This window comes from Rhizobium leguminosarum, assembly GCF_004123835.1.
Taxonomy (GTDB): domain Bacteria; phylum Pseudomonadota; class Alphaproteobacteria; order Rhizobiales; family Rhizobiaceae; genus Rhizobium; species Rhizobium leguminosarum_M.
In genome coordinates, this window is record NZ_MZMU01000018.1 from 109163 (window position 1) to 127725 (window position 18563).

Genomic DNA, 18563 nt, shown 5'->3' on the forward strand with positions numbered 1-18563 from the left:
GATAAGGGTCGCCTCTCCGCAGGCCCGCGGGCGGGCGCCCATCTGGAGGAAGTACCCATGGAACGACCTCCCAGCTGTGACGCACAGCCACCACTGCCCGCCGTCTCTGCAAGCCTCATATGGGCAGAAAGACCATCGCATCTTCCGGAATGAGCTGCGCCCGCAGGTTCGCCGTCAGCCGGTCCGGGCCGAGCCAGTGGAGATCCTCGTTGAAGTCGCCGAGCTCCGGGGCAAGCACCAGCGGCAGGATCCCGAGCGCCTGCGCACGGCTGCTTAATCTCTCGATCCCGTGTCGCCCGGCTGCATCGGCGTCACCGGCGATATAGAGGCGCAGACATCCGGCCGGCGGTGAGAAAGCCGCGAGGTGGTTTGCGGTGAGCGCGGCCGCCATAGGCAAGCCAGGCATCACTTGAGATAGCGAAAGTATGGTTTCGAGGCCTTCGCCCGCCACCATGAGCGGCACAGGTCCGTTGATCGGAAAATGAAGGCGCACGGCGTTGCCGAGAAGACCGCCAAGCGCGCGGCGGGGGTCCTCGACCTTGGCCTTTCCCTCGCCGCCAGGATCCAGCCAGGTGCGGAGCACGCCGGTCATCTGCCCATGAGGATCGGTGACGGCCCTCGATCAGGGCTGGATAGCTGGTCGTTCGAGAGGTCCCCAGATCCCGATATTAGCACGACGGATGGAAGCCGAGCACCGCATGCGTCGATGCCCGGAGGATGCTCCGCTCGCACAGATAGGCATCTGCAAGGGTGCCGGCCAACGGCCCGCTCTCTCGCTCTTCCGCCAAGCCTACCGCCGATTCCTCCTCCAACCGGCAGGTTCCTGACCTCCAATTATCATGTCGGATAGTTCCAATTTTCAGTAGGCAGAAACGGAAACCTATTCGCTTCCTGCCGATGCGAAGCGTCGCAGTCAGCCTATTATACTGCTTAATTTACGCTAGTATTATCCAGCGAGTTTGTGCTACGTCTTATCCGGCTTGATCAGCCTTCCGTGACCGAAGCGAGGGACGATGTGCGACAATTTTTGATCAGCAAAGAGCCGTTGGACGAAACCTCTCCAGAGTTTCAGTCGCAGCTCGAATGTGCTTATGAACAGAAGCTCAGGCCACTTTGTCGGTGCAAGGAACCGCCGGTTCCGATGTACATCGCTCGGGTCGACGGTCAATTTCTGGTCAAGCGAATGCCGCTTTCGGGACGTGATCATCACGCGTCCTGCCCGTCCTACGAGCCGCCCTACGAGTTGTCGGGCCTCGGCCCTCTCATTGGAAACGCCATTCAGATCGATGCGACCACGGGCTCGGCAGTCTTGAAACTTGACTTTTCGTTATCGAAACGGAGCAATCGAACGGTGGCGGCATCGCCGACGGAATCCTCCGAGAGCGTCCGCAACGAACCGAAGAAGCTGTCGCTGAAGGCGATGCTTCATTATCTGTGGGATGTCGGGGAACTGACGGAATGGACGTCGTTATGGGCGGGAAAGCGCGGATGGGGCCGGGTTCGCAGCGGCCTGCTCAATGCCGCGCGGCAGATGACGGTCCGCGGCAACCTACTCTATGACATCTTGTTCGTGCCGGAGGTGTTTTATCAGGAAGACCGGGAGAAAATAGCATCCCGCCGGGTTGCAGCACTCGCCGGCGCCCAGGCATCCGCTTCAGGACCGCGGCGGCTGATGATCGCCGTGGCTGAGGTCAAAGAGTTCGCTCCCACGCGAGATGGGCAGAAAATTATCGTCCGCCACCTGCCCTTCCCTTTTGTGGTCGAGCAAGGGGCGTGGAAGCGACTGAGCGCCAGATATGAGACGGAACTCGAGTTGTGGCGGTCGAACGATGAACTCCATTTGATCCTGATTGCGACATTTGGAATTTCCCGGGCGGGAATCGCCGCGATCGAGGAAATTGCGATGATGGTCGTCAATGAGAACTGGATTCCGTTCGAAAGCGTTCATGAGCAGCGCCTCCTGGAGAGTCTGTCAGGTTTGAGACGCAAGAGCGTCAAAGGCCTGCGTTTCAATCTGTCGCGAGAGCAGCCGATCGTATCCGTGACACTGCCTGAACAACGACCTGCGCCGGTCGCGATGTTTATCGTGCCGACAGGCGCTGATGACGAGTACGAGGCTGCGCTGGCGGAGATGATCGAAGGCCGCCCGGAGATGACGCCGTGGATTTGGCGTGTCTCCGCAGGCGATATGCCTACCCTCCCCTGACGGAGCCGGGACACCCGCAACCGGTCGCACAGAAGGCATTGATGAAGCCCCGCAGGTCATGACGAGGGTGATTGCCATCCGCTCGGCAACCACCGTCGAAGCCAGGTATCGTGCTGGATCCGCGGCAAGGGTCGCAAACAGAAAGCCCCCAGCTGAATTATGCGATGAACTCAGTGGGTCGCCTCATCGATAACGGTTGGCCGCCGATGCTCGAGGCGCACCTCCATAGCGCTCAAGCGTGTGCCAAAGATGCGGGGACCGTTCAAAGCTTCGAAGACCGGATGAAACACCGGCCTGACGATGGTGAGCCGTCCGGCAACCTCCTCGATTACAGTCGCCACATCGACGATCTCGCCATTCTCATCAGTGCCGATGATAAGCAGTATCCCTCCGAGAGGAGATGGGTAGCCATCGAGCTGCGTAAAGCAGGGAAGCGTTTCCTCCAATCCGTTGTCATCGACGACGATCGCCTGGTGATCGTCGAGACGGTTTTCCTCCGGAATGGCGACCATACGTATCGTGCCGGTGATCGGTTCGACGAGATAGGCCTTGGTGGTTTTCATTGCGGTTCTCCCGAGCGCGGACTGTCGCCCGCACCGGAGCACGCGCTCCCACCTCCGATCGGGCGCCCCGGCTTGGCCCCGCCTCTACCTCTCTCTTCCATCTCGCGCTCGCGCAGACGGAAACCCCGAATTTCGAGGTTCCCATTCGAGCGCCCCTCCAAAATGAGAGAGTCCGGCGCGGGGCCGGACAGGTGGTCGGAATCAGAAAATTTGGGGACTGCAGCCTCAGGTGGCCGGTTCAGGAGGCGCTTTCGAGCAGCCTCTTCGTCTTGCCTTCCAATTCGAGGCGACTGTCCTGATGGGTCTTGTCGCGTGCCAGCGCGGTGATCCCCTGGACGAAATCGAAAATCGATTCCGGCGGGCGGCCCTCCTCTGAGAGAACCGTCTCGATGATCCTGCCGGTTTCGCTTTTCGAGAACCCACGACGACGCAGGAAGGTCTGGCGATCCTCGTCGTTGCGGGCGACGATGCGCTCGCGGGCTGCCCGAACGCCGGCAACGAAGGCCGCAGGCGAGGAGTTGGCGAAGCTCGTCAGTGCTGGCGCTGCTTCATGCGCGAAACGCTCAGCCGCGAACTTCGAATGGCGGATACTGATCTCCTCGAACTTTTCCGAGCCCCAAATATTGCGGTTGGCGCACACTGCGCGGAGGTAGAAGGATGCGATTCCGAGGGTCTTCGATCCGACCTCGGAATTCCACGCATAGAAGCCGCGGAAGAACAGGTCCGGCTCGCCGCTAGGCAGACGTCCCGCCTCGATCGGGTGGGTATCGTCGACCAGAAAGACGAAGACATCGCGATCGGACGCATAGAGCGTCGTCGTGTCCTTGCTGATGTCGACAAACGGATTGTGGGTCATGCTCGCCCAATCGAGGAGACCCGGTACCTTCCACATCGTGTCGCCGGTTCCATCGCCGGCGATCTTCATCACCGCGGCCACCAGTTCGTGGTCCCAGATACGGCCGTATTCCGGCCCAGTCACGGCCCGAAGCTCCACCCGGCCGTCATCCATTTCCAGAGTCTTCACCAGTTCAGTCCGATGGTTGAGAAGGCCATGCTGCAGATTGATGGCGGCAAGCGGCGCGGGAAGCTGGCGCATGTAGGTTGCCGGAGCTCCGACCAAGCTGCAGAGCTGGCTATAGCTCCAGTGCGTCGGTACGATCGGCTGCCGCTCGCCGGGAATGATCAGCTCGAGGCGCTCGACGTTGTCGCGTGTCGCCTCGACCCGGATTGCCGAACTTTCCACGGTTCGCGCACGAGCATGGTCGGCTCGGTTCTTCACCGCATGGTGGAGCTCGGAAAGCGACAGATATCGCTCGTCGTCGGGACGCGAGAACCATTCAGACGAAACGCGGCCAATGCGTTGCCCGCGCGAGATATCGACCTTGATGCCGGACGAAACCCGGCTGGAACTGGAAAGCATGGCGTTCATGATGATGTCTCCTGAAACGAATGAGCCCGGCGCGATGGCCGGGCGGTGTTGATATTGAAGTCGGATTGGTAAGAGCCCGGTGATGGCGCCGGGCTCCGATGATCAGCTGCGGAGATTATTCGGCAGCGTCGAGATGGCTGTAACCATCATCTTCATGCGCGTTCTGATTCTGATCGGAGAGATCGGCGGCGTCAGCCAGAAGGGCGGGAACGTCGCCACCGTTGGCCTCGTCGGCCGGATCGTTTCCGGCTTTATCAGCAGCAGGCGAAACATCATCTGAAGCAGTTTCCTTGCCGACGGTCCGCAACGGTTCGGGGAGCCAGCCGCTGCCATCGAGCAGACGCTCGGCCTCACGGGCCATGTCCTGCTTCTTCAGATGGTCGATGAGCTGGGCCGACTGCTCACCCTTCGCTTCACCCACGGCCTGCAGGATATGGGGCTTGGTGACGCGACCGAAATAATTGTCGACCGTCGGCACCCATCCGGCCGTGGCCATGTCGAACCCGATCGAGCGAGCAACCTGATCGGCATGGGCGATCGCGCGTGTGCGCTTGTTCCACGGCTCGATCACGACGTTGACGGAAAGTGATGCGCAATGGGCGAAGAGCGCCTGCCGGCTGACGTCGTCGAGCGCGACCAGGTAGCCCCAGAGCTCTTCGGGCTTCTTCGGCAGATCCTGACCCCATGCCTCCTGCCGCTGATCGATCTCCTTGGCCCAGAGCGTGTCGCCAAGTCCCTGCGTCTGGCTGAACTTCGCACTCTGCAGCGTCAGCTCCAGGCACGATTCCGAGCCGTAGAGATAGAAGGTCTTCAGAACAAAGGCATGCAGCACCACGACGAAGGCGATGACCGGATCATTGGCGAGCGCGTTGCGCAGCGCCACGGTGCGGGTCGCCGTGAGATCCATGACAAGGCGATCGGAGAGCGGCCGAACGGTGTTGTCCTCCTCCGTCGGCTGGTCATCGGAGGCGGGCTTGCCGTTCACCGAGATGCCGTCGGCAGAAGACGATGCATGGCCTGCGTTGCCGATAGCGCCGACGCCATCTTTGGAGTCGTCACTGTCTGTCTTGACCTGCGGCTCGTCCTCGGGTCGGACGAAGCCGCGCTCGATTTTCAGCTCGCCGTTGGCGGCAAGAGAGATGAAGGCGCCGCCGCGCGCAACCTCGTCCGGGTCGAAGACATAAGGCCGCTCATTGAGCTGATCGAGCTCACTTCCCAGTTCTTCGAGCCGGCGCTCGATCTCCTCGGAATAAGTTTCCGCTTCGGCATATTCGGCATCCAGCTTTTCGTACTCGGCCTTCAGCGTATCGTGACGGGCAAGCTCCTCTTCCCTGAACTCCTGCTGCTCGCCATAGAAACGGCGAAGACCGGACGTGTGGCCATAGGGGAAGTCGAAAGCGGCTTCGACCCACTTCCAGCCTTCTTCCGTTTTCAAGGCTGCAGCATCAGCCTTCAGCTTCTCGACCCCGAGCTGTTCGAGCAGCGCCGGATCCTGCAGCCAGCCACCATTGTCCTCATCGAAGAGGTCGCGCATCACCGCGCCGCCGGCCGCTTCATAGGCCTTGACGCCTGCATAGATGGCACGACGATCGCCTGCGCGGATCGCCGTCTCCGTCAGCAGCCTGCGAATGTAATACGGATCGCGGATGTGCTGACGCGGCAAGGTATCCCAGACCTGTTCCTGCCGGATATGATCGTTGGTGATAGAGAAAGCCATGATCTGTTCGAGCTTCATCTCATCATTGGCGTAGAGGTCGAGCAACCGCGGCGACACGGAAGCGAGCCTCAGCCGCTGCCGGACGGTCGCGACCGAGACGAAGAAGCGAGCGGCGATTTCTTCCTCGCTGAGGCCCTGCTCGCGAAGCGTCTGGAAGGCGCGGTACTGGTCGAGCGGATGAAGGTCGACGCGCTGGACGTTCTCAGCGAGAGAATCGTCTTCGGCCGAAGTCTCGTCGCCGCGCTTAACGATGCAGGGAACAGGTTCCGTCGTCGCCATACGCTTCTGCGAAACCAGCAGTTCGAGCGCTCGGTATCGCCTGCCTCCGGCGGGAACATGAAACCTGCCGGTCTCCTCCCCGTTTTCGCCGAGGATCGGCCGGACGTTGAGGCTCTGCAGAAGCTTGCGACGGGCGATATCGTCAGCGAGATCATCGATGGAAACACCGGCCTTGATGTTGCGGACGTTTTGCTGCGAGAGTTCGAGCTTGTCGAAAGGGATGTCTTCCGATCGGTTCAGGGTGATCTTCTGAACGGCTTTGGCCATTTCATTTCTCCATGGCGGGCCGGCCGGAGCTTCTCTCCAAACCTCCTAACCCGTCACGGAAAGCCCTTCCCGCCTCTCCCTCTCTCCCAGCTCGCTCCCTCAAGTTTTGCGCCCTGCACGTGGCGGGATGTTGATCCGCCGCGATCTTCCCCTTGTTCCACATGCTTTCGGACTTCTGCCGCCAATCGATTGGGAGGGAGATAGAGGCTACTCCCGCAACCCCCGCAAGTCAAAGGCTGAGAACGTCAGCGTGCTTTGATCTGACAGGCCTCGCTTCGTGCCGATATGGAGATGTCGTTGCCAATCATCGTCGTTCCTTATTTTGATGGTGTCGAGATTGAACTGCACCAGGAAGCTGATCCTGACGATGCGAACTCCATTGCTGCGCTGAATGCGTTCCTTGGGCTGAGCGGTGCGGACAGGGCGTCAGACACGCGGCACGTCTTTGCCTGCTACTCGGATTTTTACGAGGAAGCCGGAAGGCCGGAATGGCTTGAAGAGGAAATGGAGATACCCACATCCCCTTCTGAAATCTGGAGCAGCATCAGGCCCGGGCAAGTTACCGTTAGGAAAGGGCGAGGAACGCGGCTGGAGCATGTGCGCTTGTCGCGCTCCCTGAAGCTGGCAAAGCTCTTTGATGAAGACCTGCAGTTCCACCAAATCGATACAGGGGAGATCAGCATCGACAACTACGGACCGTCGAGAGCTCTGGCGCTTGCCCTTCATATCGAATTTCAGGACCTCGATGGCCTCGCTTACCGATCGCGATACAATAATAGGGAAATTTGCTTTGCAATCTTTGATCTCGTCGGTCCCATGAACTCCATGTTGAACCTGTCTCGTCCTTCACCGATCACAAGGACCGGACCGACGAATTGATGGAACTCTACGGGGCCGTCTTCGACACCAGCCCTCCCATCCCGCCGCTGTGGCGACCTGGCGGTCAAGACGGCAAGCAGTCATCGAAAAAGTGACTCACAATTCCGCGGCTGTCAGACTGATGTTCTCAACCTCCGCCGTTCCTCCTCCGATAGCTGCGAGCCCGATATCAAACCAGTACGGCGTTCCAGGAACAAGATCGGAAACCATCGCCTGCAACGAAAATGGAATAGCCTGAGGCGTCGAGACGATCGCCGTGACCCCTCTGACCCCGCCGCCAACCGCGGTGCCCGCGGCTACAGCGCCATTCGCTGGCGGCGCGCCGGTACCGTAACGGAGCTGTACGAGGAATCCCTGCCCCACGGCATTTTGATTCAGACCATCGCCTGAGGCCATGAAGAGTACGCGTCCTGAAGCCCGGGAGTGATGGTTCCAGCGAGCCCCTGCATGACCTGGGTTCCGACGCTCGATGTTCCTGTCGGGTTGGTTGGCGAGGACTGTGATGTTCGGGCATTCGAAGTCAGCACTCCAGCACTGGAAAGGGATGCCGAGCCGCTGATCTTGACGGCCGTTGGCGTGGACTCCTGCGCCCACGGACTAAAGCCTGTCGGAGGCACGGTCACCCAGGATGATGCGATCATCCCGATTTTCGCGGTTCCCTGATTTTCGCGCCAGATGACCGCTGGAAACATTGTCGAACTTGAAAAAGTGCCGATCGAAAACCCGCCGGCGCCTGTGACAGGATTTGCGCTGGCGGAGTTATTCCAGTTTCCAGAACCCGTCCTGAACCAGATCAATTTGCTCGTGATATCGACGGCAACGCCGACCGTGCTACCAGCCGGGACCGCGGCCGCTGTTCCGAGTTGCGCGCCATCGAACCAGACACCGCCATCCGGTTCGAGGCCAATACCTTGGGTATTTTTTCCGAGATAATTGTTGAAGTCCACCGTGGCAGTGGCAACGCCCAGACCGCTATTCGCGTCCGTGATGCGGGCGTTTTGGAACTCGAAATAGTACTTGCCGCTCGATTGTGAGGCTGATGCGAGCACCGCCGCATAGGAAGCATTGGTCGCCGTAGCGCTGAGATTGTTGTCCGTCAAAAGGACGTTCAAGGATTTAACGTTGGGGCTGAATGTGGCGCCACTACCAACGACAATCATCCCGTCTGTGAGCTGCAGGCCGCCGAAGCTGCCGGCGCTGTTGAACCGGATCGCGCCGGGATTGCCGCCGGGCGCGCCTGCCGAAGATAGGGTAATTCCGCCTGTGGTGTTGGAGATCGTAATGCCAAGGCCAGCTGTCAGGTTGGCGGCTTGCGGCGGATTACCCGATGATCCGATGAGAAGTTGGCCATTGGCTAGCGGCCCAACGCCAAGAAAACCACCGCTTCCGCCGTTGAGCTGGATAGCGTTTGGGGAACCGGACGGCGCTGCGTCGTCGATGCAGTCCGCAAGCGCTGTGACATCTGCCATCACCTGAGTGGCGTCAGCCACTTGACCATTCGTCAATTGATAAGGAACGTTGCATTGCGCCATGGCGGGGGGCGCGAAGTCTATTGCAATCAGGAGCGAAATGATTGCGGGCAAGGTGGCGGAGCGGTGTCGCATGTCAGACCTCCTTGACTACTGGCTGATGACATTCCAGGAGAGCACGTGAAAAGTGGCTGGCCAGGGTTGCGCCGTATTTGCGGCGAAGACTATTGCCGGTCCGAGCTTGTTCAGGTTGATGAGCGCGGAACCCGCCGCGATCGAAAAGGCCGGTATGAAGAACTCGCCGTCCCGAGAGAACGACCAGATGAGGTTGGTTCCGTCGTAGGTCAGGCGCTGCCAGATGGCTTGGGCGGGGTGAGGAAAGCCAATGTCAAGGAGTTCGGTATCGGTGACGCGGGAGTCGAAGCCGATCCCGCCGTTGCGAACGAAATAATCAAAACGGTACCCGCCCTCGCGCCCACTGATTCCAAACTCAACACTCCGATTATTCGTCACATCCCGGACGGCGATCGATGGTAGAGTAAAGTTAGAAATTCCTCCGGTGTAGACACCCAGCATGGTCGCCTGCCAATGCCCTGCGGGAGCGTCCATCTCTGCCATCATCGCCGTGTTGTTGACCACCGCCGTCGCAGACAGGGTCATGCCGCGTGGTGTGGCGGTGATAGCTGCACCGGTCGGCGGGATGGTCGATGTTTGCAGTGTGAAGTTCGCTGCCGTCGGCTTCACGACGGCGGCACCGTTGAGCCAATCGGCGCCTCCACCGCCGAGCGTTCCAGTAGTCGAGATGGTAACGCCTCCCGGCGAATTGACAATCGCGATCCCTGTTCCTGCGGTCAGATCCGCAGCGACCGGCGCTCCCCCCGACCCGATCAGAAGCTGTCCGTTTGTCAGCGGGCCGACAGAAGAAAACCCGCCGCTGCCATTGCTCAACTGAACACTGTTTGCAACACCGGCAGGGGAGATCTGATTGAGGCAGGTGACGATCGCATTGAAATCGGCAGTCACCGGCGCACTGTCGACAACGCCGCCGTTGACAATCTGGTTTGGCACCGTACAGGCGGCTTCTGCCGAAGCGGCGGCAAGCGCGAACAGAAGCCCGAACGAGAAGAGATGAAGGCCCTTGGACATGACGATGCTCCAGCGGTCGCGAGGATCAGATCGAAGCGAGGTTCCAGGAAAGGACGTGGTACCCGGCGTTCCACCCCGGATGGGTCGGTTGATAGAAGATCATCGCCGGTCCAATCGTACTGAGGTTGGTCAGATAATCGGCCGCCGACACGGTGTAGACGGGCGTGAAATTCTCGCCGTCGCGGGAAAACGACCAGGTCAGACTGGCGCCGTTACGTGCAAGCCTGACCCAGGCCGGCTCGCTAGGCGTTGAGAAACCAGCATCTGTGACCTGGACATCGCCGGCATGTGAATTTAGCCCGATACCGCCGGATGATCGTGTATAATCAAACCGGTAACCTCCTCCATTGCCGCCAACGCTAAACGAAATCGCGCGGTTCAAAACAGAATCTCGCACGGTTATTGTTGGCACGACGAAAGCCGAAGCCGGACCGGTGTAGACGGCGAGCATCGTTGCTTGCCAGTTCCCCGCTGGAAGCGGAACCTCCGCCATCACCGCCCTGTTATCGGGGGCGGAACTCACTGACAGCAGCATGCCGCGAGCCGTTTCAGTCACGGCCGCACCCGGCGGAGGCGTCGTTGTTGTTTGCATCGTAAAGGCGGACGCCATGGGTTTAACGACGGCAGCCTTGTTTAGCCAATCGACACTTGAGCCGGTTCCGCTGCCCGTCGCAGTCACCGCGATCGACCCCGGTCCGTTTGTGATCGCTATGCCCGGACCGGCCGTCAAGGTGCCCGCCTCTGGCGGATTGCCGGTCGATCCGATGAGGGTCTGTCCATCGGCCAGCGGCGCACCATCCAGAGAGCCATCGCCTGCATTATACTGAATGGCGTTGGCAGGCCCCGCCGGCGCTTGATCATCGGCGCAATTCGCAAGTGCTGAAAAGTTCGCCGTTACCTTCGTCGCGTCGGCGACATCTCCTGCCACCAGTTGGTTGGGCAAGGTGCATTGCGCATAAGCAGCCGTCGATCCGGCGCCAAGCAATGCGACGATAGTCGATGCGATGATCGAAGTCTTATGCATAAGAAATCCTCACTGCCAGAGGCGGGCGCAAGTTCAAAGGCTGACAAGTTGCCAGGAGAGAATGTGGTAGGCTGAAGGCCAGGCCGCTTGCGCAGGCTGCTGAAAGAGGGTGGCGGGGCCGACCCGATCGAGATTGGTCAAGCTATCGTTTGCCAAAACAGTGAACGCCGTGCTGAAGACCTCGCCGTCGCGCGAGAAGGACCACGACAAATTGGTCCCATCATATGTCAGACGCGACCAGATGGGTTGCGATGGTGGTGGGAGACCGACGTCCGTAGTGGTCGTCTGGCCGAGTACGGTGTCGAGGCCATGGCCACCGATGGTGCGAGTATAGGCAAACAGGTAGCCGCTTGTGCTGGCTCCCCCGATCCCGAACTCAACCGCGCGACGATTGATCGAGTCACGAACGGCGATGGCCGGCAGGTTGAACGTTGTGAGCGGCCCGGAATAGATCGCCAGCATGGTCGCCTGCCAATGCCCGGGGGGCGTCGGGGATTCGCCCATCAAGGACGTAGCGTTTGCATTCGCGCTGGTTGTCAGCGCCATACCACGGCTTGTCGAGACCAATGCAGCCCCAGCCGGCGCGTTCGTCGAAGTCAGCAGCGAAAACGCGGCGACACTGGGACGAACGACGGCTGCTTCATTCAGCCAGTCGACACCATTTGCCGAACCGCTGCTCGTCGCCGCAATCGTGATATTCCCGGGAGCGGTGGTGATTGCGATACCGGGGCCGGCAGTCAGGGTCTTGCCCTGGGGCGCTGCTCCGCCGGTTCCGACCGGAAGCTGGCCGGCGGCCAACGGCAGCCCGGCAAGGCTGCCGGTATTTGTCTTGAACTGCAGAGAGTTTGGCGTGCCGGCCGGTGAAACCGCATCGACGCAACCCGCTACCGCAGAAAAATCTTGCATCAGCTGGCTGGCGTCGGCGGTCTGACCGTTCGACAGGATGTTTGGAACGGTGCAGGCGGCGCTGGCCGGCAAAGCACCTGCGGCCAGAAATGCGGCCACGGCCATACACAGCGAAAAGTTGCTTTCCGGGCGCATCGGCTCTTTGTCCTTTTTGAAGAAGATAAAACACGACTACATGCATAAGATGCATTTCTCTTCGCACATCTGGAGAGAGGCCGTCAACGGAGAAAGGTATTATTTCAAGACAAAAATCTCTGGCCGCATACAGTTACTGCGCATAAAAAGCATACTCCCGAAAACATACCTGCTTTCGGCCTATAAATCGCTGCGATTTTTCGTGATCCCCGATTTTTTACGGGTTGTAATTATGAGTAATCTATGGAATTTCTAAGTTACGGTTGTGATATCGCCCCGAATAATTCCGTGGGTCTATCCTCGATCTCCGCAAGACTATTGCTCGGTTTCTGAAATCACAAGATGCGGATCGCCAAAAGGCAAACAAATTTTCAAACGGGAATGCCCCCTATGATTGTACGGTTTTGCCTGCAGGTTATTGCATCAACTACACTTTTAGCGAGCGCCTTTCCCGCCATCGCTGATACGAAAACGGCACATTTCGGTTACGACGCCAACGGACGGCTGACGACCGGGCTCTATGAGAGCGCAAAATGCGCCCTTTGGGCCTATGACCCCAATGGCAATCGCACCTCCCAGCAGACGGTCACCGCCGCCACATCCCCGCCTATCTGGGGAAATGTCAATTGGGGAGACGCCAACTGGACGAGCGGCGCGGCGAACGCGATCTGGGGCTCCGGTTCGTGGGGCTGCATCCTGTGGGCACCGCCCTGATTGAATCTCCGGCCTTTTTCTCCCGGTTTCCCTATGGCGCCTCACGAGAGAGCTGATCGATGTCTATATTCAAATCCGTCACCTTTGGGCTGTTCATTGCGGGGTTAGTCGCAACGGGGGCCGCAGCGATGCCCGATTCAACGCCGCCGGTTGCGATGCCTTCGACCGCGGGGCTGCATGAGCCGCTGGTCACCACACGGCCCACCAGCACAGCTGAGAACCAGGCGCTTTCAGCAGCACTGGAAGCGTTCAGAACCCGGACCGACCCGTCCGATCTTTCAAGTTTGACCGGGTTCCTCGCGCGATATCCGCACAGCGGCTGGTCGAGCGCTTTGTGGACCAACATCGGCTTGTCCTATTTGCACGACGGTTATTTTTCCCGATCAATCGAGGCATGGCAGAACGCCTGGACAGAGGGCGCCGACGCCACCTCGCCCGAGGGCAAGGCTCTGGTCGATCGCGCCATCGGCGAGCTTGCGGGGCTCGATGCCAATCTTGGGAAAACCGATGACCTGACGGCGCTCTTTGTTCGTCTCGGCCACAGGAAAGTGTCCGGTCGTGCGACCGAGGCGATCCAGACCGCGCAAGAGATGCTGACCCTGGCGAAGTCCGATCCGCGCCACCTGTTCAACTGCGGTCCGCTCGCGCTCCGTGCATTGATGCTGGCGTTGAACACTAAGCCAGACGCACTTAACTTTCTGCAGTTCTACGATGCCGGGGTCGAAGGCACGACGCTTGCCGAGCTCGGCAACCTCGCCGACCGCCTGAAGCTTGACTACCGTCTGGTCGAGCGTGCGCCGGGAGAGCCCGTTCCTTTTCCAGCCATCGTACACTGGAAAGTCGGTCACTTTGCCGCGATCGTCGGCAAGGAAAATGGCCGCTATCATGTTCAGGATGCCGTATTCCCGAGCGCCGACATCTGGGTGACGCCGCAAGCATTGGATACGGAGGCAAGCGGCTACTTCCTTGTGCCCAAAAACGAGGGGGCTGATGCGAGTTGGAAAGCTGTAACCCTTGCCGAGGCGGGAACAATTGTCGGGAAGGGTCCGACCAACGGAACGCGCCCCGGCGGTGCTGGCGATCCGGAAGCGGGAAGCGGCGGACCGACGCCGCCCGATCCCGGTCTTCCTGGAAATCCTCCGGGTTCTCCGCCGTTCGGTGGCGGCACGGGAGGAGCAGGCGGGCCGGGTGGCCAATGCCGCGCACCGCTGTGCGTTGTAGATATCAAGGAGTCGAGCGTTAGCGTCGCGCTGTCGGATCAGCCGGTCGGTTATATCCCGCCAATCGGGCCGTCGATGAAGGTGAATATCAGCTACAACCAGCGCGAGGACAGCCAGCCGGCGAATTTCGATTACTTCAATCTCGGCCAGAAATGGTCGCTGAGCTGGTCAAGTTACGTGATCGATGATCCGACCAATCCTGGGGCAAACGTCTCGCGGGTCATGGGTGAAGGCGGCGCATTCTATTATACCGGCTATGACGCGGTCCGAAAAACCTTTACTGCACAGGACACCGACGGCTCCATCCTATCCCTGGTGTCGCAGTCGCCCGCCCGATACCGTCGCCAGATGCGCGATGGCGGCTTGGAGATCTATGAGCAGGCCGATGCAGCTGCTGCGTACCCTCGAAAGATCTTCCTCAGCCAGGTCATCGATCCGCAAGGCAATGCGGCGACCCTGCACTACGACGGCCAAAAGCGTCTGACGTCGATTACCGACGCTGTCGGACGGGATACGACCTTCAGCTACGACGTGCCAGGCAGACCGCTGCTTGTCAGTAAGATCTCGGATCCATTCAAGCGCAGTGCCACGCTTGCCTACGATGGCATGGGGCGCCTTGTCTCGATTACCGACATCATCGGCCTGACCTCGAGCTTCACTTATGACGCCAACTCATTGATCGACAGCCTGACCACGCCTTACGGCAAAACCCGGTTCAGTTTCACAGCACCGGGAACCGCGAGTCCGCCGCGCTTCGTCCAGATCACCGATCCGTTGGGCAACAAGGAGCGGGAGGAATGGCTTGAGCCCGCGCCGATACCAGCAAGCGATCCAACCGCGACCGTACCGATGGGAATGCCACTTCCGCTGACGAACGCCTACTTGACCTACCGCAATAGTTTCCACTGGGACAAAAGCGCCTATATCGCGGCGGGCTGCACCGATACGGGTGGATGCGATTATACGAAGGCCCGGATCCGGCACTTCGTGCACATGCCCGGCACCTCGATCAAAGGCACAGCGATCGAAAGCGAGAAATATCCGCTGGAGAACCGTGTCTGGTACACATATCCCGGCCAATCCGGTTCGTCCGGCACGCTATATGGCGGAACCTATAGCCGTCCTACTGCCGTCGGACGGGTGCTCGACAACGGCACATCGCAGATCAGCACGTTCGATTACGACAACAATGGGAATATTACCCGGGCGACCGATCCTTACGGCCGGACGACCTACTACGCTTATGCCAATGGCATCGATATTGCCGCCGTGAGCCAGGCGAGCGAGTTTGGAACCCGGTCGACACTCGCCCAATATATCTACAACAAGCAACATCGGCCGATCTATTATGCCAACGCCGCGGGTGGCGCGACCACTTATGCATATAACGTCGCGGGTCAGACCACATCGCTGACGAATGCACTCGGCGAGCAAACGACATTTCAGTACGACGCCAGTTCGAACCCGTCATCAACGGTCAACGCCAATGGCGCGACAGCTGCGAGCTACAGCTATGACGACTTTGCCCGGGTTAGAACCTTCACGGATTCTGAGGGCTGGTCTGTCAAGTTCGATTATGATGCCGCCGATCGCGTAACGCGCATCACCTATCCCGACGGGACATCGGCGCGCTATACCTATCAGAGGCTTGAGCTGGTTTCCTATAAGAACCGGGAGGGACGCTTATGGCGATATCAATACGACGCGAACCGACGTCTGATTGCTATTATCGACCCGCTTCGTCAAACCACCGGACTTGGCTACGACCCGGCCGGCAATCTGACATCGCTCACTGATCCCAAGGGGAACGTGACGTCGTGGTCTTATGATGTCCAGGATCGGCAGACGTCGAAAAAATACGCCGACAACAGCACCGTCACCTACACGTACGAGACGACAACCAGCCGCCTGAAGAGCGCACTCGATGCACTCGGTCAGACGAAGCAGTATTCATATGCCATCGACGACAATCTCAGCGGCCTGACCTACCTCAATGCCGTCAATCCGACACCGAACGTAACATTCACCTACGATCCGTATTACTCTCGGCTTGTCTCGATGGCCGACGGCGTTGGCGTCACCGGCTATACCTACAACGCTTCATTCGTCGACGGTGCGCAGCAGCTTGCTCGGGAGTGCTTCACCGCGACCAGCGCACCAGATTGCTCGCACACGATCACTTATGGCTATGATGCTCTCGGTCGCTCGGCTAGTCGGCAGATTTCCGGGAGCGGGCCAGAGACGTTTCAGTACGATGCCATAGGACGTGTGACCAACCACTCCAGCGACCTTGGCGCCTTCGAGCTCGGCTATCTAGGACAGACCCAGCAGCTGACCGTTCGTCAGTTGCTGCCCGCCATCTCCACCCTGAAGACGACCTGGAGCTATCTTGATAATGCCCACGACCGACGGCTGTCCGGCATCGCCAATACGGGCTTAACGGCTGGGCAGTTCACAAATTTCACGTTTGAGACGACGCCGGAGAATTTTGTCTCAGGCATCACCCAGACCAGCGATGAAACCGTGGCTGAGCCCAGTCCTCCCACGCAAAATGTCGCTTTCAACATTTTGGATCAGATAACTCAGGCTTCTGGCCAAGTTTACAACTACGACGCGAACGGGAATTTGCTATCTGACTCCACGCAGACCTATGCCTGGGATGCGGAAAATCGTCTGATTGGCATCACCTATGCCCTTCAACCCGGAAAGCAAACGCGGTACGCATATGACGGCTTTGGCCGTCGCATTGAAGTCGAACAAATCCTCGTCTCGGGCGGAGCGGCTGACGTTTCGAAGTACATCTGGTGCGGCGAGTCGCCTTGCCAACGCCGGGATGCTTCCTACCTGCCAATCCGGAACTACTTTGATGAGGGCGAATACACGTTTGGGGTCACCAATCCAGCGCTTTATTATGGCGTCGACCAAATCGGATCGGTGCGGCGGATCTTCTTAGACCAAAACGATACACCCGCATATGATTACGACCCTTGGGGCGTTCTAGGGCAAACTGCGCTTTCTAGAAGTGACTTCGGCTTCGCAAGAATGCTGGTCGGAGCGACATCAGGCCTCAACTCTACGTGGTACCGCGAATACAATCCGGAGTTTGGGCGGTGGATTACCAGGGATCCTGTCCGGTCCGTTAACTCAACGAATTTGTATGAGTATGTTGATAGTGACCCACTCGACTTTGTCGACGTTGAAGGGAAAGCGAAGAGACGCCCGCCGGTTATCATTTGCGTCGGTATAAATCAGTCGTGCGGTGCGCCTATGCGTCCGCCAGGTATCAATCCTGATTATCCAGGGGTATGTTACCAATGCCTGATGAGAGAAAAAAAGTGGCCATATGGTCCGGCCCCAGATTGTGATGAATGATGGAAGAGCACACTGGAAATGAATTAACGCTCATGCTCGAGGCGGAGAAGCCTCTAGCAATGTTTTATTTTTGCCAGGCTATGGATGACAGGGACGTATTGCCTGTGGACGATTTTGCCCCCTATGTGAAAAATGGTCGAATTTTAATGGAGGAGTTTGACCCTCCGCTTCCCCTAGGAACTAATCCAACGTATCAGATCACGTACGTTCTCTACGCGCTTGCAGCGGAAGCGTGGAGAATTCCCGCGATGAAAATTGCCCTTACCGCCCAGAGCGAGAATTTTAGTAAACCCGACCAAGGGATTGATCGTATCATCGGGATGTTACTTGGATACTCCAAGCAAGCTATTGATTCCTGGATCCAGTCGGGTATCGATAAGGGCGCGTATCAGTAACAAATAAGCTAGGTTTCTTTGCGTAACTTTTCGTTCAGGAAACTTTCGGGATCTGATAAAAACTCGCTCATGAACAAGAAGTGATCCGTCGACCGATAGTCAATTTCCGACAAACCTTTGTTCGACATGTGCAGCAACTGTGCGTTCGGATATGCCATGATGATCGGTGAGTGGGTCGCGATAATGAATTGGGCTTCGCCGCCTAGCTCCGCTTCCCGCAATATCCTCAGAAGTTCCACTTGGCGACGCGGTGATAGGGCGGATTCAGGTTCGTCCAAGATGAAGACCCCTCGCCGCCGACATCTCTCTTGAAAGAACCGTAAGAACCCTTCGCCATGCGAATACGAGAGAAAGTCCGGGCCGATTTCATGGCTCTCTCTTGCCGCCTGATCCAGATAGCGAGCAACAGAGAAGAAGGTCTCTGCCTTGAAGAACCAACCGGCAGCGGTTTTTGGTAACCAACCGCCGACTAGACTTGCGGCCAGAATGCCCCCGGACCTTTCCATTGCGATCGAATGATCAACAGGACGGTACCCATTGCCACCTCCTGCGTCGTCGAATCCGGCCAAAACAGCGATGCCTTCAAGCAGAGTGGATTTGCCCACCCCGTTCTCTCCGACAATGATCGTAACTTGGCGTTCAAAATTGAGCCTGAAATCACCTTCTTTGAACAGGGGAAGCGAAAACGGATACGAACCAAATTCGCTCCATGTGCTTTTCATCGATACCGTTCGAAGGTAGGGCGGCCGAGCGCGGATTCTGCGAGTCATAAGCTGAAATCTTTTCAGGCTAGAATGGCTTATGCGATATAGCCCTAATGTGGGAAGATGGTTATCGCGTGA

The 18563-nt window shown here is 58.6% G+C and carries 14 protein-coding genes and 1 pseudogene; 5 read left to right on the forward strand and 10 right to left on the reverse strand.

Annotated features, from left to right (window positions below):
• Nucleotides 1–115: 115 nt before the first annotated feature.
• Nucleotides 116–776, reverse strand: a pseudogene (locus tag B5P46_RS25265) (DUF7146 domain-containing protein); the annotation flags it as partial.
• A 239-nt stretch (nucleotides 777–1015) separates the two neighbouring features.
• Here B5P46_RS25265 and B5P46_RS25270 point away from each other — a divergent pair.
• Nucleotides 1016–2206, forward strand: coding sequence for a DUF1173 domain-containing protein (locus B5P46_RS25270; RefSeq protein WP_129421382.1), 1191 nt, complete (start codon nucleotides 1016–1018; stop codon nucleotides 2204–2206).
• A 170-nt stretch (nucleotides 2207–2376) separates the two neighbouring features.
• Here B5P46_RS25270 and B5P46_RS25275 read toward each other — a convergent pair whose 3' ends face one another.
• The 3 genes from B5P46_RS25275 to B5P46_RS25285 form a co-directional block, all read right to left on the reverse strand.
• Nucleotides 2377–2769 (reverse strand): hypothetical protein, encoded by a 393-nt coding sequence (locus B5P46_RS25275; protein WP_129421126.1) that lies wholly within the window; start codon nucleotides 2767–2769, stop codon nucleotides 2377–2379.
• A gap of 238 nt (nucleotides 2770–3007) precedes the next feature.
• Nucleotides 3008–4198: a DUF932 domain-containing protein gene (locus tag B5P46_RS25280; RefSeq protein ID WP_129421127.1), complete on the reverse strand. Its 1191-nt coding sequence runs from the start codon at nucleotides 4196–4198 to the stop codon at nucleotides 3008–3010.
• Nucleotides 4199–4313: 115 nt separating this feature from the next.
• On the reverse strand, nucleotides 4314–6461 hold the full coding sequence (locus B5P46_RS25285; protein WP_129421128.1) for a ParB/RepB/Spo0J family partition protein: 2148 nt from the start codon (nucleotides 6459–6461) through the stop codon (nucleotides 4314–4316).
• A gap of 297 nt (nucleotides 6462–6758) precedes the next feature.
• Between B5P46_RS25285 and B5P46_RS35125 the strand changes: the two genes are divergently transcribed.
• A complete protein-coding gene (locus tag B5P46_RS35125; RefSeq protein WP_245456265.1) occupies nucleotides 6759–7340 on the forward strand; it encodes a DUF6985 domain-containing protein in 582 nt (193 codons plus the stop codon).
• A gap of 96 nt (nucleotides 7341–7436) precedes the next feature.
• Here B5P46_RS35125 and B5P46_RS25295 read toward each other — a convergent pair whose 3' ends face one another.
• Genes B5P46_RS25295 through B5P46_RS25315 form a run of 5 tightly spaced genes read right to left on the reverse strand, consistent with a single transcriptional unit; the run spans nucleotide 7437 to nucleotide 12020 of the window.
• On the reverse strand, nucleotides 7437–7736 hold the full coding sequence (locus B5P46_RS25295) for a hypothetical protein (protein ID WP_129421129.1): 300 nt from the start codon (nucleotides 7734–7736) through the stop codon (nucleotides 7437–7439).
• On the reverse strand, nucleotides 7715–8944 hold the full coding sequence (locus tag B5P46_RS25300; RefSeq protein WP_129421130.1) for a hypothetical protein: 1230 nt from the start codon (nucleotides 8942–8944) through the stop codon (nucleotides 7715–7717). The genes B5P46_RS25295 and B5P46_RS25300 overlap by 22 nt, the downstream gene beginning before the upstream one ends.
• A 15-nt stretch (nucleotides 8945–8959) precedes the next feature.
• Nucleotides 8960–9955 (reverse strand): hypothetical protein, encoded by a 996-nt coding sequence (locus B5P46_RS25305; protein ID WP_129421131.1) that lies wholly within the window; start codon nucleotides 9953–9955, stop codon nucleotides 8960–8962.
• A 25-nt stretch (nucleotides 9956–9980) separates the two neighbouring features.
• Entirely contained in the window at nucleotides 9981–10979 is a 999-nt protein-coding gene (locus B5P46_RS25310; RefSeq protein ID WP_129421132.1) for a hypothetical protein, read from the reverse strand.
• A gap of 33 nt (nucleotides 10980–11012) precedes the next feature.
• Complete coding sequence (locus B5P46_RS25315; RefSeq protein WP_245456267.1) at nucleotides 11013–12020, reverse strand: hypothetical protein; 1008 nt, start codon at nucleotides 12018–12020, stop codon at nucleotides 11013–11015.
• 390 nt (nucleotides 12021–12410) lie between these two features.
• Here B5P46_RS25315 and B5P46_RS25320 point away from each other — a divergent pair, with 390 nt between their 5' ends.
• Genes B5P46_RS25320 through B5P46_RS25330 form a run of 3 tightly spaced genes read left to right on the forward strand, consistent with a single transcriptional unit; the run spans nucleotide 12411 to nucleotide 17721 of the window.
• Nucleotides 12411–12734, forward strand: a complete 324-nt coding sequence (locus tag B5P46_RS25320; RefSeq protein ID WP_129421133.1) for a hypothetical protein — start codon at nucleotides 12411–12413, stop codon at nucleotides 12732–12734.
• A 59-nt stretch (nucleotides 12735–12793) separates the two neighbouring features.
• Nucleotides 12794–17326 (forward strand): RHS repeat-associated core domain-containing protein, encoded by a 4533-nt coding sequence (locus B5P46_RS25325; protein WP_129421134.1) that lies wholly within the window; start codon nucleotides 12794–12796, stop codon nucleotides 17324–17326.
• Nucleotides 17323–17721, forward strand: coding sequence for a hypothetical protein (locus tag B5P46_RS25330; RefSeq protein ID WP_245456269.1), 399 nt, complete (start codon nucleotides 17323–17325; stop codon nucleotides 17719–17721). The genes B5P46_RS25325 and B5P46_RS25330 overlap by 4 nt, the downstream gene beginning before the upstream one ends.
• Nucleotides 17722–17729: 8 nt before the next feature.
• Here the strand turns inward: B5P46_RS25330 and B5P46_RS25335 are convergent, their stop codons facing one another.
• Complete coding sequence (locus B5P46_RS25335) at nucleotides 17730–18491, reverse strand: AAA family ATPase (RefSeq protein WP_129421135.1); 762 nt, start codon at nucleotides 18489–18491, stop codon at nucleotides 17730–17732.
• Nucleotides 18492–18563 lie beyond the last annotated feature (72 nt).

What these genes read in the sequence shown, in the direction of transcription:
- B5P46_RS25275 (WP_129421126.1), bottom strand. Translation starts at nt 2,769, where the DNA reads ATGAAAACCACCAAGGCCTATCTCGTCGAACCGATCACCGGCACGATA.
- B5P46_RS25280 (WP_129421127.1), bottom strand. Translation starts at nt 4,198, where the DNA reads ATGAACGCCATGCTTTCCAGTTCCAGCCGGGTTTCGTCCGGCATCAAG.
- B5P46_RS25285 (WP_129421128.1), bottom strand. Translation starts at nt 6,461, where the DNA reads ATGGCCAAAGCCGTTCAGAAGATCACCCTGAACCGATCGGAAGACATC.
- B5P46_RS25295 (WP_129421129.1), bottom strand. Translation starts at nt 7,736, where the DNA reads ATGGCCTCAGGCGATGGTCTGAATCAAAATGCCGTGGGGCAGGGATTC.
- B5P46_RS25300 (WP_129421130.1), bottom strand. Translation starts at nt 8,944, where the DNA reads ATGCGACACCGCTCCGCCACCTTGCCCGCAATCATTTCGCTCCTGATT.
- B5P46_RS25305 (WP_129421131.1), bottom strand. Translation starts at nt 9,955, where the DNA reads ATGTCCAAGGGCCTTCATCTCTTCTCGTTCGGGCTTCTGTTCGCGCTT.
- B5P46_RS25310 (WP_129421132.1), bottom strand. Translation starts at nt 10,979, where the DNA reads ATGCATAAGACTTCGATCATCGCATCGACTATCGTCGCATTGCTTGGC.
- B5P46_RS25315 (WP_245456267.1), bottom strand. Translation starts at nt 12,020, where the DNA reads ATGCGCCCGGAAAGCAACTTTTCGCTGTGTATGGCCGTGGCCGCATTT.
- B5P46_RS25320 (WP_129421133.1), top strand. Translation starts at nt 12,411, where the DNA reads ATGATTGTACGGTTTTGCCTGCAGGTTATTGCATCAACTACACTTTTA.
- B5P46_RS25325 (WP_129421134.1), top strand. Translation starts at nt 12,794, where the DNA reads ATGTCTATATTCAAATCCGTCACCTTTGGGCTGTTCATTGCGGGGTTA.
- B5P46_RS25330 (WP_245456269.1), top strand. Translation starts at nt 17,323, where the DNA reads ATGATGGAAGAGCACACTGGAAATGAATTAACGCTCATGCTCGAGGCG.
- B5P46_RS25335 (WP_129421135.1), bottom strand. Translation starts at nt 18,491, where the DNA reads ATGACTCGCAGAATCCGCGCTCGGCCGCCCTACCTTCGAACGGTATCG.